The sequence below is a fragment of the Hyalangium sp. genome (assembly GCF_035629615.1).
Classification (GTDB): Bacteria; Myxococcota; Myxococcia; order Myxococcales; family Myxococcaceae; genus Hyalangium.
Window position 1 is genome coordinate 1 of record NZ_DASPHO010000866.1, and the last position, 16,776, is coordinate 16,776.

Sequence of the window (16,776 nt, forward strand, 5' to 3'; positions counted from 1 at the left end):
CTGCAGGTAGTTGAGCACCGCGGCTCGAAACTCCAGGCTCTCATCGCGGCCTGCGTTGTACACGGCCTGGCGGTCGCGCCGCGGCGAAGGACGGTAGGGCCGGGAGTCATTCTCACGGGGCATGACGATTGCCTCGATCCACATGTTCGCGCCCTCCGCGCTCATGGCCAGGGAATTGGCTATGGAGATCATCGTACGGCCCTGGCCTATAGTTGCGTCCAGATGCAAAACGACCTGAAGTGCTGAATCCTGAAAACTTTGCGTAGCTGCTCGTAAGGTCGCGCCAGATCAGCGGTTTTTCCGCGGCGGCGCTCGAGTTGGTGCGCTGCGTTGAGGCCTCGATCACGCGGGGATATCGCGACTCGGTGGAATTCCATTTCTCCGCGTGTGGATTTTCCGAACGGGTGGACCTGGCGCAAGGGGCGCGCAACGGCCGACCCGCTACGTCCGACAATGGGCTAGGTTCTCGCGCCCCGAGAAAGCGCGAGGCCTCTCTCATCTTCTTGGAGGAACCGAATGCAGCGCCTGGCCAGAACCGTACTCGTGTCGCTGGGGTTGCTCCTGGCGTTGCCGTCCGTCGCGCATGCCGACGGGCTTGGCAGCATCCCCTATGGGGACAACTGCTGGGGCTCAGGCGCGGACGCCGACCGCGATGGGCTCAATGATGACTGCGAGTACCAGCTCGCGTACTGGTTCATGCCGAAGCTCTGGTTCGACAGCGGCGAGAGCGGCTTCGGCCGGCGCCCGTACTACGCGGTGAAGAGCCTCAGCTTCTCCACGCGCACGGTGCAGATCTTCTACCTGGACACCTTCTTCGATGACACCGGCGTCACCACCGGGCACGACGGCGATCCCGAGTTCCAGATCTTCGAGCTCCATTACTCGGGCGGCCGGTGGTACCTGGACTGGGCCTATCTGTCCGCGCACCGCAAGAGCAGCTGTGACTCGTCCGCGTGGTACTCGTACAACCAGCTCGAGTACGACACGAGCGACACGCGCAATGGGTACCGCGGGTGGCCCACCCTCTACGTCGCCGAGGACAAGCACGCGACGTACAACAACCTGAGCACCTGCGACAGCGGCTGCTTCCTCCAGGACTACTGCAGCCGCACCACCGTGCAGTTCCTCGACACGACGGATCGGCTCGTCTCGCGGAATGTGGGCTCGACCACGGTGCAGCTCATCAACCAGGTGGTCTTCAATGGGAAGACGGAGCGCGTGCTCGATGACGCGGCGTTCAAGGGCTGGGATGATCAGTGGTACCGGGCCAACTCGCAGGGGTATGGCCGCCACCTGACCGAATTCGGGTTCTAGCGGTCCGTGGGGAGCGTGCGTCCGCCAACCGGGCCTCCGCGATCCGCCGAGCCGCGGGCCCGCGTGTGGCTGCGCTGGGGGCTCGTGGCATTGGCGGGCGGGGTGATGCTCGCCGTCGCGCTGTGGAGGGTGGGGGAGGCACAGATGCCGGCTGCACCTCCAGTCGTTACTGAGAGGGACATGCTGGACGTGGCGCCTTCTCCAGTGCCACCGCCCCTCCCAGTGCGGCCTCCTCCGGCTGTGGTGCCAGCTTCCTCTGCCGCAGGGAGCTCGCGGGACGTGCTCGCCGCGGCCCTTCATGAGGAGATGGTGCCGGTGGCCTCCAGCATGGTGGTGGAGGCCATCGATCGGGATCGACCGTGGGTCTGTGCGGGTGAGCCCATGGGCCTGTCCGCGCGCCTTGGCGGAGTGATGGAGCCAGGTGCAGTCCATCGGTGGATCTGGCTCACGCAGGAGGGGCGCGCAGAGCTGCATCCTGGACGGACGCTCCAGTGGAAGGCGCCGGAGACGGCTGGCAGGTACGCCGTGCACTTCCAGGTCTGCAAGGATCTCGGAGGGCGGCGCGTGGGAGTGTTGGCCGAGCGGATCGTCGAGATCGAGGTGCGTCCGTGCGGCTTGGGCGAGCGCCAGGAGTCCGAGCCCCTGCGCCTGAGCGTGACCCAGCGCCGGCAAGGTGTCTTCCTGCTCCAGGTGAGCTCCCAGGGCGGTGAACGAATCGATGCGTACGCGTGGGACTTTGGCGACGGCGCCACTGCCACGACGGCCGAGCCTCAGATCGAGCACTCCTATTCGCTCGAGGGACTCGGGACGAACGAGACGCGGAGCTTCACGGTCCGGGTCGCTGCCCGCTCCTCCCGAGGTGCGTCACTCACGGCGACGGCGTTCGTGGTCACCCGCGGGGCACCTCCTCAGGAGGGGCCTGCTCCCGCCGAGCTCGAGGTCTCCCGCTGGAGCGCGCAGCCGGACGGGGGATGGCGCAGTGATCTGGTGGTGAGGGATGTCGCCACCGACATCACCTGGGACCGCCTCGAGCGGGTCACCCGGTACTGGGATGGAGGCGTGGAGATCGACACGCGGAAGTGGAGCGAGCTGGTCCGCGTGGAGGAGGGGCTCGAGCGAGGCGGGTTTCGTGGCTATGTGCTCGTCAGCCCCTCCGAGGCGGCTCCCGGCACCAAGCAGATCCTCGACTTCCTGTATGGCTACGACTCGACGGGCCAGGAGGTGGTGATCTCCTGGAGCCCCTACAAGAGCGAGGTTGTGCCTCTGCCTCTCGAGGCTGTGGAGCCGCCCAGGAAGTAGCGATGTCCAGCGAGCGGCCCGTGACGCCGGTCTACTCGTCCGCAGCGGGCAGGACGTTGACCTGGACGAAGCTGGGGTTGGAGGCGGAGCGGTAGACGCGGTGAGTGGCTTTGACGAAGTCACTCTGCTTGGCCTCGAAGATGTTGGGGACGAAGCTCTGAGGGTTGCGGTCGATGAAGGGGAACCAGGAGGACTGGACCTGGATCATGACCCTGTGGCCGCGCTGGAAGGTGTGGAAGACGTCGTTGATGGAGAAGCGGACGCGGGTGGGCTCGCCGGGCTTGAAGGGCTTGGGAGAGGAGTAGCTATCGCGGAAGCGGCCCCGGAAGGGCTCTCCGCGGACGAGTGTCTGCTGGCTGCCGCGGTTCTTCTTGCCGGCCTCGTCATCGGCCTTGGACCAGCCAGGGAGCTTGCCCGGGCTGACGTCGATGAGCTTGACGACCCAGTCTGCATCGGTGCCGGAGGTGGAGACCCAGAGGTCGGCCTCGAGAGGCCCGGCGAGGGTGAGGTCTTTGTCGAGCGGCTCGGTCTGGAAGACGAGGACGTCGGGCCTGCGAGAGGCGAAGCGCTGGTCCTCGGTCATGTAGTCCTTGGCCCAGCCTGGGGTGATCTCAGCGGTGTAGGGAACAGGCTTGGCCGGATCGCTCAGGTACTCGTCGAAGAGGGCGCCGTTTCCTGTGGGAGGGGTGAAGGCGAGGCCCTCCTTGGGCTGGAAGTAGAGGCGGGCCGGGCGCACGCTCTTGGGCGGCCAGGCGTCGAAGCGGCGCCAGCGGTTGGCACCCGTCTCGAAGACGAGGGCCTCGGGAAGATCTGGCTTGTCGCCGCCCTTGAGGTGGTGCTTGAAGAAGGCCAGGGAGAGCTCCAGGTAGGTGTTGCTGGTGGCGAAGCCGAAGTCCGCATCCCCTAGTGAGGAGCCCTCTGTGCGTTGCCAACCTCCATGCTGCCAGGGGCCCATCATCAGCGTGTTGGAGATGCCCGGGTTCTGCTTCTCGATGGAGCTGTAGGTCTTCAGCGGACCATAGAGGTCCTCTGTGTCGTACCAGCCGCCGACGGTGAGCACCGCGGCCTTGATGTTGCGCAGGTGGGGCAGGATGTTCCGCACCTTCCAGAAGTCGTCGTAGTTCGGATGGGCTACGACCTCTCTCCAGAAGGAGATATTCCCTTTGAAATAGCGCGAGTCGGCGTTGCTCAGCGGTCCCAGCTCCAGGAAGAACTGGTATCCGTCCGGGGTGAGGTGCTCGAAGCGCTCCACCTGCTCGCTGGCGATCGGCTGGGGCCGGGGCTTGAAGTGCGCATGAAGGAAGTTGAAGGCCATGGCCAGGTTGAAGGCGCCGTGGCGGTGGATGTCATCCCAGAACCAATCCCCGATAGGGGCCTGAGGTGACACGGCCTTGAGCGCTGGGTGCGAGTCGATGGCGCCCGCCGAGGCGTAGAAGCCTGGGTAGGAGATGCCCCACAGGCCCGCGCGGCCGTTGTTGCCGGGCACGTTCTTCACCAGCCAGTCGATGGTGTCGTACGCGTCCGTGCTCTCGTCGATGTCCTTCGGCCCGCGCTTTGTCGCTTGGTGCGGGCGCACATTCAGGAACTCGCCTTCGGACAGGTAGCGGCCGCGCACATCCTGGAAGACGAAGATGAAGCCTTCCTTCTCATACGCCGCGCTGGGCCCCAGCGCGTTCTTGTACCGAGCCGCGCCGTAGGGGGCCACCGTGTACGTCGTGCGCAGGATCAACAGAGGGTAGCGCTTGCTGGCGCTTGCGTCGTTGGGCACGTAGAGGGCGGTGAACAGGCGCACCCCGTCGCGCATGGGGATGCGGTACTCGAACTTCGTGTAGTGCGCACGCAGGGAGTCGGCGCGCTCAGCGGCGGGGTTGGGTGGGGCGGGCGGTTGCGCGGGGGACTGGGCGCTCGCCGTGTGGGTGAGGGCGAGCCACACGAGCACCACGAGGCCGCGGGACGCGAAGCGCATGTTACCAGGCGATTCCATAGTCCTCGCCAAAGTGGCTGGCGCCGCCCCAGAGCGTGCCGTGCTGCTGGTCGAAGTAGATGGCATTGATGGGCCCGGAGGTGCGTGACTCGAACTTCATCTCGTAGCCCATGCGCTTCAGCTCGGCCCGTACCCAGGGAGGTACCTGCTCGTGCAGCAGCAGCCTGCCCGGCTTCGAGGAGTGATCTCCAAACGAGTCGCGGAGCTGGAAGGTGTTCATGTTGGCCGCCTCGGCCGACTCCTGCACCGTCATCCCGAACTCCACCACGTTGAGGAAGAACTGGAGCAGGTTCTGGTCCTGGCTGTCCCCGCCTTGCACGGCGAAGGAGAGGAACGGCTTGCCGTTCTTCAGCGCGAGGCTCGGCGTGAGCGTGGCCCTCGGCCGCTTGCCCGGCTCCAGCACGTTGAAGGGGTTCTCCGCCGCATCCAGCACGAAGCTCTGCATGCGCTGGCTCAGCCCCACCCCCGTGCGCCCGGCGATGACGGCCGGCACCCAGCCGCCGCTCGGCGTCACCGACACCACCCAGCCCTGCTCATCCGCAGCCTGGATGGCCGTCGTCCCCGCATAGAAGGTGCGCTCGAAGTCCTCCAGGCTCGTCTGCTGCCAGCCCGCATCCTCCTTAGCGGTAGCGGGCGGCTTGGGCGGCCACTGCTCCAGCAGCTTCAGGTAGGGGTTCTTCCCTCCCTGAAAGGGGTACGGGTCTCCCGGCTTGACGTTCGGGTCGTTCTTCTCCCAGTTGATGAGCTTCGCCCGCGCCTTGGCGTACTCCTTGGAGAGCAGGCCCTGGATGGGCTCGGCCGGCGGGAAGTACGGATCTCCGTAGTAGAAGTCTCGATCCGCGAACGCCAGGTTCATCGCCTGGTAGAGCGCGTGGATGTACCGCGCGCTGTTGTAGCCCATGGACTTCAGATCCTGCGTCTCCAGGATGTTGAGCGCCTGGAGCATCACCGGGCCCTGCACCCACGTCGTGAGCTTGTAGACCTCGACGCCCTTGTAGCTCGTCTTCACGGGCTCCTCGATCTCGACCTTCCAGCGCGCCAGATCCTCCAGCGTGATGAGCCCGCCCTCCTCCTGGACGCCGCGCACGAGCTCGCGGGCGATGTCCCCGCGGTAGAACCGCTCGTAGGCGGCCAGGATGGCCTGCTTGCGGCTCTTGCCCGCCTTGAGCGCCTGCTGCTCTGCCTCCACCAGCTTCTTCAGCGTGTCCGCCAGATCCTTCTGGCGGAAGACCTCGCCTGGCCGGGGCGCCTCTCGAGCCTCCCCGAGGTGCGGGAGCATCACCTCGCGAGAGTAGCGCCACTGCTTCAGCCGCTCCTTGTGTCGCTCGATGCCGTTGGCGGCCTGGGCCTCGATGGGGTAGCCCTCGTCAGCCATCTGGAGTGCGGGACCGAGCACCTCGCGAAGGGAGAGCGTCCCGTACTCCGCGAGCATCACCAGCAGGCCCCCTGGAGTCCCGGGGGTGACGGCGGCCAGGGGGCCGAACTCGGGTGGGTACTTCAGGTTCTTCTTCTGGAAGAACTCCACCGTCGCGCCGGTGGGCGCCACTCCCAGCGCATTGATGCCCACCACCTTGCGCGTGCGCGGATCGTAGATCAGCGCCTGCGTCTCACCGCCCCAGCCCAGCGTGTCCCACATGGTGGAGGTGGCAGCGAGCATCGCGCAGGCGGCGTCCACCGCGTTGCCGCCCTTCTGGAACATCATCGCTCCTGCCGTGGCCGCGAGCGGCTTGCCGGTGATGGCCACCCAGTGCTTGCCATGAAGCACCGGCTTGGCGGTCTGTTGCGCGTGGAGCCGCGGCGGCACGAGCGCCACCGCGAGGAGCAGGCCACAAAGGGCCCGTCGGAGCATCCCAGCTGTCTTCATGTCTTCTCCAGGCGAGGGCAGGGGAGGGGGAGACTAGCGTTCCGGAAACGCTCAGGGGACACTTCTGCGGTAAGTGCCTTCACCGAGGGTTTGGGTTGACTCCAGGGGCTGTGCCGGTCTGGAGATGAAAGGGGTGCCATCGTGTCTTCAACCCGAGCCGTGTTCTGTGGGGTGCTCGCTCTCGGTATCGTCTTGACCACCCTCCCTGCCGAGGCCCGCTTTGGAAAGCGCTCCACCTCGAGCGAGGAGTCCAAGGACGACGACAAGAAGGTCCACGAGGCCACCGCCGTGGGGCAGGATGAGGATGATGATGATGACTTGGGCTCCAGCTCTGGCGATAGCAGCTCCGCGTCCTCGTCGTCGGACATCGGGCTGGCAGTGGACTTCTTCGCCCTCATCTTCGCCGTGGGAAACCACCGCGCGCCCCTGGCTGCGGAGATAGTACCGGAGGGGGAGGTGAGCCAGCTGCGTCACGCGGCGCCCATCTCCCTCCGGACAGGGCTTCAAGGGGGGCTCATGGGAGGCGGTGGGGCGTTTGACCTCTTCCTGGGGCTGGAGGGCTATCAGTTCGGAGTGGACGGCCAGCTGACCGGGCTCTCGTTGCCCACGGACGATGGGACCCCTGGGACAGACAGCATCACCCTGTGGGAGGCCCACCTCACCTGGGCGGTCATCGCACGGGAGCGAGCCCGGCTGCGCGCCGAGGCTGGGGTGAGCGGCGCCACGGCCCCGGACATCTCCTTCGTGGGCCTGAGCCTCGCCGCCTCGTTCGAGGCCTGTGTGGTGGGCCCGCTGGATGTGGAGGCGCGGATGCAGATCACCCCCTTCCCCCACCGGGAGCTCGATGCGAGCGCAGCGCTGGCCCTGCACCTGGGCGCACTGGTGCTGCGCGGCGGCTACCGAGGGTTGGTGCTGGATGATGCGGGCCTCGTGGACGGCATCGTCCACCGAGACATCTTCGGTGGTCCCTATTTCGGGCTCGGCCTGACCTTCTGAGCGGAGCTGAATGACCGAACCTCTCATCCAGAAGGGCCCCACGGCACGGGATCAGGAACGGCACGCGGCGGAGGCTCCACCGCCGCAGCGGACGCTGCTCCAACCAGGGGGCGAGGTGCTGGCGATGCTCGTTCGCCGGGGCTTCCAGCCCAGCATGGCCACGCTCGACCTTCCCTTTCCGCTGGACGTCGACGAAGCCCTGGCCGAGCGGATCGCGGAGCGGCTCGGACACTATGCCTTCCGTCTCTTCCTGAGGGGCGCCATCCTGCGGCGCGGGAGCTTCACCCCAGGCGAGGCCTCAAAGTATGTGGAAGCTCCCCGGGCCACTGAGATGGCAGAGGAGCTCGTGGCGCTGGGGATGGCCACGCGCGAGGAGGGCGGTCGCTACCAACTGCGGCATCCGGTCCGAAACTTTGGCGGCACCTTGGAGTGGTATGTGGCGCGCGAGCTGAGAGGTCGCCTGGGCTTCGACGTGGCCGCGGGCGTGAAGTTCCACGCGCCCGAGGTCGGCGGGGATCTCGACGTGGTGGCCGCGGCCGAGGGCCGGCTGTTATACCTGGAGATGAAGTCCTCGCCTCCCAAGCACCTGGCGCAGGATGAGGTGGCTGCGTTCTTCCGGCGCGTGCGAGCGCTGCGCCCCCACCTTGCGATCTTCGTCATGGACACGGCTCTACGCTTGTCCGACAAGGTCTTGCCCCTGCTCCAGGCCGAGCTGAGCGCTCCGACTCCAGAACCCCGTCGAGTGCTGCGCGAGGTGTGGGCACTGACTCCGCACCTCTATATGGTGAATGCCAAACAAGATCTGATGACCAACGTGGGCATCGCCATCGCTGAGGGATGGCGAGCGCTGTCTCCACCTCCTCCGTGAGGCACACCATGGAGTTCCACCGAGGCCGTCTATTCGATCACATCCACGTGAAGGTCTGTGACCTCGAGGCGAGCAGGCGCTTCTACCGGGCTGCGTTCGAGACGCTGGGCATCCCGTTGGGTGGCGAGCGCCCGGGAGCTTTCTGGACCGATGAGTTCTACGTCAGCGCGGAAGAGCCGCTGACCGCTCACATCCACCTGGCCTTCTAAGCGCCCGATCGAGAGACCTTGCACCGCTTCCACACCGCCGCTCTCGATGCCGGCGGAAGAGACAACGGAGGGCCCGGTGAGCACTAGGGCCGCCCGGGCTACTACGGAGCTTTCGTGCTCGACCCCGATGGCAACAACATCAAGGCCGTGTCCCATGGCCTCTCGCGGCGCTCGGCCGCGTCCGTCGTCGTCACTCCGGGGACTTGAGCTCAGGGGCGTGTGGGACTCACGCGCAGCTTCGCGGACCCGCGGGTGGATGGAGTCGGTAGCCGGAGACTCGGGCTGGGGGCCTCCTGCCGGTCGCCTCTGGCACAAACCTGTCGGACAGTCATACAGGTTGGGCGAGCTCGCGCCAGGCAGCTCGCCCTTCGCGGACTCAGGCGCTGAGTTCTCCCCATGCAACGGCTCCGGCACGGCATGAGGAGCCTTGGGCAGCTCGCTCTTCGTTGACTCAGACACTTCGTTCTCTTCATGGAGAAGCTCCGGCACGGGATGAGGGGCCTCAGGCGTCTCATCTGCCTTGTGGGCCGGCGCGAGGCTGCTGAGGAGGCGGTCATCGGCAGCCTGCAGCAGCGCGGGGAGCTCTCGCCGTAGCGCCTGCGCGTCCCTCTCTCCCACCGCGTAGAGCGCGCACTTCGCCCACTGGTGGATCGCGGCAGAGTCCAGATGGGGTAGCACCTGTCTGGCGATGCTCCAGAAGGCCCGCTCTAAAGATTGGATGAGCAGCACGTGCCCAAGACGGTCTGCCGCGCATGCCGCCAGTCGCAGCAGCTCGAACTCCTGCTGCGCCCATCGCCTGCTTTCCGCTTCCCAGCGTGCAGCTTCCAGCAGCGCAAAGCAGGCATCTCCCAGTCGGTTCCGCTCTATCTCCGAGGCGTGCTCGCAGCAGGCAGCCAGCAGCTCCACAGCCATTTCCCGTTTGAGGGCGAGAAAACCTTCCAGCAGCCTTCGCCTCTCCGGATGTGCCGGGCCCTCTGCACGCAGCGCCACGCCCAGGTTTTCGAGCGTCAAGGCCTCGTCCAGCGGCACCGCGCGGCTCCTGCGCCCGGGGTGTTGCACCACCAGGCCCCGCGCGGCCAGCTGTCCCAGCGCCTCCCGGACGGTCGTTCTCGAGACACCGTAGCGCCTCGCCAACGTTTGCTCCGAGGGAAGACTCCCATCCGCCGGGAGCCCTTGCGCAATCATGCGCTCGACTTCCGCTGTGACCTGCGAGACGAGCCCCATCCGTTCCATGTCCGCCACCCTCCTCGTTCCAACTGGCGCGCATCAAAGCAGCCGCGTCTGACATCGAGGTGTGGGCTGTGAACGAAGATCCTGGCCTATGCGGGACGCTCGGGCAGGGAGGGTGCCTGTGCCACCAGATCGCGGATGTGCTGCGGATCGAAGGGTTTGTCGATTCGCGGGAAGGGCACTGTCTGCAGGAAGGTCCGCGCGCGTTCCGTGAAGCTGCCGCCTGTCATGAAGACGAACCGCTCGAGGCAGTCCTTCCGATGTGACGCCAGCGCTTCGTACACGTCCATCCCTGTCAGGTCCGACATCATCAGATCGCAGAAGATGCGATCGAAGGCGTCATCCTTCTCGAGCAGCGCCAGCGCCTCCCGGCCGCTCTGCACGACCACTACCTCGTGCGAGCGGCCGATGATGCGCCGGAACACCGACGCCATTCCCGGCTCGTCGTCGATGACCAGCACCCGCCTGCGCCGGGACACCATCGCCGCCGAGACGGGTGTCAGGGCCGCCGCGGGCGCCGTGCTCGTGGGCAGGACCACTCGGAACGTGCTCCCCATCCCCAGCTTGCTCGTGGCGCTCAGCTCGCCCTTCATGCTCTGCACCAGTCCCAGGCAGATGGAGAGCCCCAGGCCCATCCCCTCGCCCAAGGAACGCGTGGTGAAGAAGGGCTCGAAGGCGCGATCCAGCACCTCCGACGTCATCCCTCGGCCCGTGTCGCTCACCTCCACCACGACTCGTCCGTCCTCCACCCGCGTGCTGAGGGTGATTCGGTGGCGGGCGACATCCCCCTCGGGGATGGCCAGGGCGGCGTTCATCAGCAGGTGGAGGAACACCTGCCCCAGCTTCGCCTCGTTGGCCAGCACGGTCGGCACCGGGCTGTAGCGCCGCTCCACCTGCGCTCGGTGGCGCAGATGCGGCATGGCCATGGAGAGGCTGAACTCCAGGGCATCGCGCACGTCCACAGGCCCCAGCAGGGACTCGTCCGCCCGGGCAAAGCGCTTCAGATCCGTCAGGATGCCGCGGATGCGCTCGGCGCCCGCGCGCGCGTCCCGCAGCGCCTCGAGCGGCTCCTGGAGCACCTCCGTGCTCGACAGGGGACCCGAGAGTGCTCCCAGGGCCTCCAGCGCGAAGTGCAGGTTGCCGATCACGAAGGAGAGCGGGTTGTTGATCTCGTGCCCTACGCCCCCCGCGAGCTGCCCGGCCACTGCCAGCTTCTCCGACTGGACGAGCTTCTCCTGCGCCGCGAGCAGCTCCCGTGCGCGCTCCTGCGCCAGCGCCTCCGCCTCCAACCGCAGCGAGTGCTCGCGGGCCAGCAGTGCGTCTCGTTCCGCCTCCAGGCGCTTGCGATCCCGGATCTCCCGGAAGAAGGCCGACAGGCCTTGCCCAGAGGGATAGGCATGCACCTCGTACCAGTGATCCGGCGGGAGCTGCGCCTCGAAGCGGTGCGGGACGCGCTCGGCCATCACCTGGAGGAGCGCCTGTTCATAAGGGGCCGTCGCCAGCCGCGGGATCATCTCCCAGAGGCTGCGGCTCAGCATCTCCTCGCGCGGCCGGGCCGAGAGCTCCTCGGTGTGCGCGTTCACGTAGGTGAAGTTCCAGTTCGCGTCGACCGTGAAGAAGACGTCCGGAGTGCCCTCCAGGATCTCCACCATCCGGTCCCGCGTCTGCCGGAGCGCCTCCTCGGTCCGACGGGAGATGCTGATGTCCCGGAACCGCGCAATGAGGAAGTGCCGGAGCTTCATCACCGTACAGTGGAGCCAGCCCTCACCCCGGCTGTCCGCGTACGCTACCGAGAGCTCCGCAGAGATGGGTTCGCCCGAGGCCTCCGTCGCGCAGAGCACGGCCAGCCAGCCCACGGCGTCCCGCTCCGGCAGCAGCTTCCTCAGCCGCTGCCCGGCCAGCTCTCCCTTGAAGGGGCCCAGGATCGCCTCGGCGGCGGGGTTCGCGGAGAGGCACTCGAAGTCGGTGATTGACCCCTGGCCCTCGCGCAGGGGCACCAGGATCAGGCTGCCCTGGGGAGAGACGCGCTCGGCCTCCATGAGCGCGCGCAACAGGGTGCTGGCTTCGATTGTGGCTGTGCCGTGCTGCGGTTCGGGTGGGGCGGTCGTCACGGAGGAAGGGGTCGACATGCCGGCAGCAGGTTCGAGGAAGATCGAGAGGCCCAGAATGCAGAGGGGCCCCCAAGTGTTCCTGGGAGCCCCCTTATAGCGTGTTGTCGTCGAGGAGCCCCTCCCTGGCTCGGCTCAGGGAGGAGCGGGGCGCTTGCTAGCGCGCCGTGCGGCGGCCCTGCGTCGTCACCTTGCCCGGCGTCGCCTGCGCGAGGGACGGCGAGACCGTGAAGACCAGGTCGTCACGATCGTTGTAGCCGCCGCTGGGGCAGGTGCCCGCAGTGGCGCTGAACCGGAAGCCACCGCGGATCGCCTGCTGTCCGGTGGCCGTGGCGTTCAGCGTGAACGTGTGGCTGAAGGTGTAGAAGCCGCGCGCCGTCGGGCAGGACAGCCCCGTGGCCAGCGTGGTCCACGTCGGCGTCGCCGCGGTGGGGTTCGTCGAGTAGTACAGATCCAGCTTGTCCGTGGAGCTGTAGCAGTGCGCGCGCACGTCCACCTTCACCTGCTTGCCCGGAGCCAGGGAGCCCTCGTCTGTGGTCTTGAGGGTGATCTGCTCGAGGCTCTCGTCCGTCTGGTAGGTGCCGGAGTTGCCGTCGACGCACGTGCCACCCAGGGTGTTGGGACGGTTGGTCTCGTTGCCGCTGGTCATCGTGCCACGGCCCTTGAGGGCGGTGGCGCCGGTGTCACAGCCGCACGCGGCGGTGCAGCTCGGCACCTTGAGCGTGGCGTTGTAGGTGGCCACCTGCGGCGCGCAGACGTTCGCGGTGGTGAAGCTGGAGACGCTGCTGTAGGCACCCGTGCCGCAGGTGTCCTTGGCACGCGCCCGCCAGTGGTAGGTGGTGTTGGCGTTCAGCGCCGGGGACACGGTCCACGTGCTGGCCGCCAGGGCCGTGTTCGAGCGCACCACGGTGGCGAAGGCCGAGTCGCTGGCCACCTGCACCTCGTAGGCCGTCGCACCCGCCACGTCCGTCCAGTCCAGCGCCGCCGAGGACGAGACGCCAGTGGCGCCATTGGCCGGAGCGGACAGGGTGGGCGTCGCGAGCGTGGTGCAGCCGCGCGTGGTGAAGGAGCGGCTCGCGGACCAGGCGCTGGCACCGCCGCAGCTGTTGGAAGAGCGCGCCCGCCAGTAGTAGGTGGTGTTGGCGTTCAGGCTCGGGGAGACGGTCCAGGCGCTGGACGACAGGCCCGAGGCCGAGGCCACCACGGTGGCGAAGCCCGCGTCACTGGCCACCTGGACGTCGTAGGTGGTGCCTGTCACGTCGCTCCAGTCGAGCGCCGCGGCGAAGTCCACACCCGTGGCGTCGCTGGCCGGGCTGACGGCAGAGGGCGCGGTGGGCGAGGCGCAGCTCGGCGTCGTGCACACGCACTGGCTGGCCTGGCTGTAGCAAGCGGCGCTCGAGCCCTGGCCGACGATGGAGTAGCAGTACTCGCGGCCGTTGGCCACCTCGCCGTCGGTGTAGCTGGTGCCGGTGACGGTGGCGATCTTCGCCTTGCCGAAGTTGCAGCCCGCGAAGCCCTCGGTCTTCATCACCCAGTACGAGCTGGCCCCGGTGGAGGGGGTCCAGTTCAGGGTCACCGAGCCGTTACCCGGGGTGGCGGTGGCGGCGGGCGCCGCGGTCGGGCCGGTCGCGCAGCCGGCGTTGACAGGGGCCGGCGTGCCGCAGGCGATGTTGTGGCGGTTGAAGGCGGCGTAGATCGCCGTCATGTGCGGCGTGCCGTCGTTCAGGTTGCCGTTGTCATCATCCGCCGCGAGCCAGGACATGTAGCCGTTGGTGGCGCCGCAGCCGTTGGAGGTGCCCGCGGTGCAGTCGCAGGCGTGCCACGTGCCGACGTTGCCGCTGCCCTGGTAGAAGACCTTGTTGGCGACGATGAAGGCCGTGTTCGAGTCGTAGTTGAACGGAGCCGCACGCAGGTCGCGCGACACGAGATCCCAGGCGGCCTGACGCGAGGGGGCCGCGGCGCAGTGGACCTGGCGGCCGCAGGGGCCGGTGCTGGAGGTGCACCGCGGGCAGACGTGGTTCTGCGGGGTGTCAGGGGTCGCGTCCGAGTGCTTGGCCCAGTCCGCGTCGCGCACGCCCGAGCAGTCCGTGGCGCAGTGGGCGGCGCCCGTCTGCGCCTCGTTCACGTTGTAGCCGGTGCCGTCTACCGTCTGGCCGCAGCCCTTGTTGCTGGTCCAGAAGAAGCCGTGGCCAACGCAGGAGGTCTGCAGGCGGTAGATGGCCGCGATGTCCGCGTAGCCCTCGCTGGAGTTGCTCAGCGTGCCGTTGGCATCGTAGTCGTCCATGCCGTGGCCCCACTCGTGATCGAACACCGCGCCGATCTCACCGGTGTTCCGGCAGCCGCCGCCGCTCCGGTAGAAGTTGACGGAAGAGCCGTTCCAGAAGGCGTTGCAGGTGCTGTTGATGTTGACGTTGGAGAGCAGCTGCCCCTGCAGCCAGGTGTTGGACGGGAGCCAGCCGCGGGCCTGCTCGGCCAGCTTGTTCAGCTCGTAGAAGGACGAGCGCGCCGCGGCCGTGTTGCCCGCGCCGCCGCCGTTGCCGATGGTGCAGTCGTGGTTGCCGTTGCTGCCGCCCAGGTTGATGGTGCCGGTGGCGGAGCCGGAGCTGATGGAGCCGCACTTATCGGAGATCCGGACGTACTTGCCGGTCAGCGTGGTGGTGGCGGTGCCGGAGGTGTAGTTGTAGACGCCAGCGCCGTCCGTGTAGTTGTTGGGCGAGGCGAAGCCCGTGTTCGCCCACGGCATCGGCGAGTTCGGCTGCAGGGTGCCGCACGTCTCGTTGTTGGGGCAGATGTCGGTGTTGGTGGTGGGGTAGATGCCGCCCGTGATGTTGGCATCCAGGTAGCTGTTCTCGTCCTCGAGCGCGAGCGTCTCGCCCGTCTGCGCGTCCACCGTCACCTTCCAGCGCTCGTGGCGGCCCGCCTCCTGGAAGCCGTAGGTCCACACGAGGGAGTGGCTGTAGCCAGCGCCGAGCGTGCCGATGAAGCTCTGCCCGTTCTGCGTGTCGGCCTTGGCCAGCGGAGCGATCTCGAGCTTGGGCTGCAGCCACAGGGCGCCCGGCGTCTCGGACAGGCCCAGGCGCTCGCTCCCCAGAGTGATGGCCTGATCGGGCGCCAGCGCGGGCTTCACGGAGATGTTCGTGTTGGACCAGGCCTCGGTGCCCACGAGGATGAGGTTGCCGTGGTTGATGACGGCCGCCACGCGCGCGTGGCGCACGGGCACACCCTGGATCTCCTGCGGGATGTGGACCATCCACAGGTGCTCCGCCACCTGCGTCACGCGGGGCTCACCCAGCTGCAGTGGATCCACGCCGATGGCCGCCGCGTTCTCCGAGACGAACTTGACGAGCAGGTCGCCGACGACCGCCTCGTTCACCTGCGGGACGGCGCGCCCCAGCTGCAGGCGCAGGCTGCTGAGCGTCACCTTGTTGCCCACGCCCGTGCCCGGGATCAGCGGGATGGAGCCCTGGATGGAGGTGGCCGCACCCGTGCGCGGATCCAGGTAGACGTTGAAGTCCTTGCCGTTGCGCGCGAAGAAGTCCGCCCAGGCGCTCTGGCTTTGCGGGGAAAGCTGCTGCTGAACGTCCTTCAGCGGCTCGTTCGTGACGGGGATGTAGAGCTCTGGCTTGAAGAACGCCTTGCTCGACAAGGTGCTGGGGCTGGAATCCGGGGGGACGATCGCCCAGCTCGCGGCAGACAACAGCAGCGCGAGACAGGCGGTCAACTTCGCGACATGGCGCATACGGCTCTCCTGTGGGGGATGCGGACAGCGAGACAGGGGACCGGGGGACGAAGTCCCGCGGGGATTGGCAGCGCCTGGAGGGGATCGGAGAAGAAAGACTGCCGCCAATAAGCCTGATTGGAGGGCAGTCTCTCTAAACCAGAATCCTCTGTTAGACAAGGACTGACAGTGTTTGCAGGAAAGCACTTTCAGTCTGGATTAACTTTTAGGCCAGATGTGTACCCAGTCGTCTTGGATGAGCTTGCCGCCGGTGCGGTCCGTGGTGCCGCTGGCAGAGAAGGCTCGCGGTTCACGCAGGGCCAGCACACTGGCCTCGAGCCAGAAGAGGAGCAGGGCCGCCGCTGCGATGGCGGGGAGTCGCGTGGCGATGGCGGGGCGGCGGGAGGCGAGCACCTGGAGGGGCAGGAGCAACAGTGGGAGGAGCGCGGGGAAGACGGCCAGCAGTCCCCGCGCATAGCCGAAGAAGGCCAGGGTGATGAGGAGGCGGTGCAGCAGCACCAGGGTGAAGAGGCTGAAGGCCCGGTGGGGCGCACGCAGCGAGAGCGCCGCGCCGAACAGGAGGAGCAGCGCGAGCGGCCACTTGAGCCACGTGCTCTCGGGGATGAAGACGTCCACAGGTGGCCGGGCTCCGCGCAGCCCCGAGGGGAAGTTGGAGGCACCGAGCCCGAGGCCCAGCCCTTCCAGCCACCGGTCGAGCTTGGCGAGCATCAAGCGGGCGGCGTCGCCCGGGTGCTCGCCCATCCAGCGGAGGCCCTCCGCGTAGCCGTGGAGCAGCAGGTGGCGCTGGGCTGGATTCGACACGTCGAGGTTGCCGTCCGCGCCGAGCTGGTTGACGAGATCCGGGGTGAAGCCGCCGGTGGCCTGGGCGTTGTTGGCCATGGCGAAGTTGATGGGGCCGTAGACGGTGACCAGGGTCAGCTCGGGGAGTGGTTCAAGGCCGGGGGCGCGCGCGTTGAGCTCCTGGAGCACGCGTGTGTTGCGCACGCTCCATGGGGCCAGCACCGCCAGGGAGACGGCCACCGCCACGGCCCAACGCACGAGCTGGGGCTTGAGCGGCACCTGCGGGTCGCGGTCAAAGGCTGCATAGGCGGCGAGGAAAGGCCAGAGGTAGAGGTGCTCGGCACGTGTCAGCGAGCCCAGCCCCATGACAGCGCCGAGGAGGACA

The 16,776-nt window shown here is 67.5% G+C and carries 9 protein-coding genes and 2 pseudogenes; 4 read left to right on the forward strand and 7 right to left on the reverse strand.

Annotated features, from left to right (window positions below; all coding sequences use genetic code 11):
- Window positions 1-516: 516 nt before the first annotated feature.
- Complete coding sequence (locus VD972_RS43425; RefSeq protein WP_324995658.1) at window positions 517-1,314, forward strand: hypothetical protein; 798 nt, start codon at window positions 517-519, stop codon at window positions 1,312-1,314.
- A 279-nt stretch (window positions 1,315-1,593) separates the two neighbouring features.
- Window positions 1,594-2,613: a PKD domain-containing protein gene (locus VD972_RS43430; protein WP_324995662.1), complete on the forward strand. Its 1,020-nt coding sequence runs from the start codon at window positions 1,594-1,596 to the stop codon at window positions 2,611-2,613.
- A gap of 31 nt (window positions 2,614-2,644) precedes the next feature.
- Here the strand turns inward: VD972_RS43430 and VD972_RS43435 are convergent, their stop codons facing one another.
- A complete protein-coding gene (locus VD972_RS43435; RefSeq protein ID WP_324995665.1) occupies window positions 2,645-4,579 on the reverse strand; it encodes a CocE/NonD family hydrolase in 1,935 nt (644 codons plus the stop codon).
- Window position 4,580: 1 nt separating this feature from the next.
- Window positions 4,581-6,461 carry a gamma-glutamyltransferase family protein gene (locus tag VD972_RS43440; RefSeq protein WP_324995667.1) on the reverse strand — a complete coding sequence of 627 codons (1,881 nt, stop codon included), beginning with the start codon at window positions 6,459-6,461 and terminating at the stop codon, window positions 4,581-4,583.
- Window positions 6,462-6,602: 141 nt separating this feature from the next.
- Between VD972_RS43440 and VD972_RS43445 the strand changes: the two genes are divergently transcribed.
- Complete coding sequence (locus VD972_RS43445) at window positions 6,603-7,457, forward strand: hypothetical protein (protein WP_324995669.1); 855 nt, start codon at window positions 6,603-6,605, stop codon at window positions 7,455-7,457.
- 10 nt (window positions 7,458-7,467) lie between these two features.
- Entirely contained in the window at window positions 7,468-8,325 is an 858-nt protein-coding gene (locus tag VD972_RS43450) for a hypothetical protein (protein ID WP_324995671.1), read from the forward strand.
- A gap of 29 nt (window positions 8,326-8,354) precedes the next feature.
- On the opposite strand, the gene VD972_RS43455 is transcribed toward VD972_RS43450, so the two are convergent.
- The 5 genes and pseudogenes from VD972_RS43455 to VD972_RS43470 form a co-directional block, all read right to left on the reverse strand.
- Window positions 8,355-9,563, reverse strand: coding sequence for a FadR family transcriptional regulator (locus tag VD972_RS43455; RefSeq protein ID WP_414654234.1), 1,209 nt, complete (start codon window positions 9,561-9,563; stop codon window positions 8,355-8,357).
- Between the two features lie 21 nt (window positions 9,564-9,584).
- Window positions 9,585-9,767 (reverse strand): annotated as a pseudogene (locus VD972_RS45695) (winged helix-turn-helix domain-containing protein); the annotation flags it as partial.
- A gap of 86 nt (window positions 9,768-9,853) precedes the next feature.
- Window positions 9,854-11,893, reverse strand: a complete 2,040-nt coding sequence (locus tag VD972_RS43460) for an ATP-binding protein (RefSeq protein ID WP_324995675.1) — start codon at window positions 11,891-11,893, stop codon at window positions 9,854-9,856.
- Window positions 11,894-12,029: 136 nt separating this feature from the next.
- On the reverse strand, window positions 12,030-15,611 hold the full coding sequence (locus VD972_RS43465; protein WP_324995677.1) for an endopeptidase: 3,582 nt from the start codon (window positions 15,609-15,611) through the stop codon (window positions 12,030-12,032).
- Window positions 15,612-15,809: 198 nt separating this feature from the next.
- Window positions 15,810-16,776: pseudogene (locus VD972_RS43470) on the reverse strand (hypothetical protein); the annotation flags it as partial.

Bases quoted from the DNA above. Each gene is read 5' to 3' on its own strand.
- VD972_RS43425 (WP_324995658.1), top strand. From the start codon at position 517: ATGCAGCGCCTGGCCAGAACCGTACTCGTGTCGCTGGGGTTGCTCCTG.
- VD972_RS43440 (WP_324995667.1), bottom strand. From the start codon at position 6,461: ATGAAGACAGCTGGGATGCTCCGACGGGCCCTTTGTGGCCTGCTCCTC.
- VD972_RS43450 (WP_324995671.1), top strand. From the start codon at position 7,468: ATGACCGAACCTCTCATCCAGAAGGGCCCCACGGCACGGGATCAGGAA.
- VD972_RS43465 (WP_324995677.1), bottom strand. From the start codon at position 15,611: ATGCGCCATGTCGCGAAGTTGACCGCCTGTCTCGCGCTGCTGTTGTCT.
- VD972_RS43435 (WP_324995665.1), bottom strand. From the start codon at position 4,579: ATGCGCTTCGCGTCCCGCGGCCTCGTGGTGCTCGTGTGGCTCGCCCTC.
- VD972_RS43460 (WP_324995675.1), bottom strand. From the start codon at position 11,893: ATGTCGACCCCTTCCTCCGTGACGACCGCCCCACCCGAACCGCAGCAC.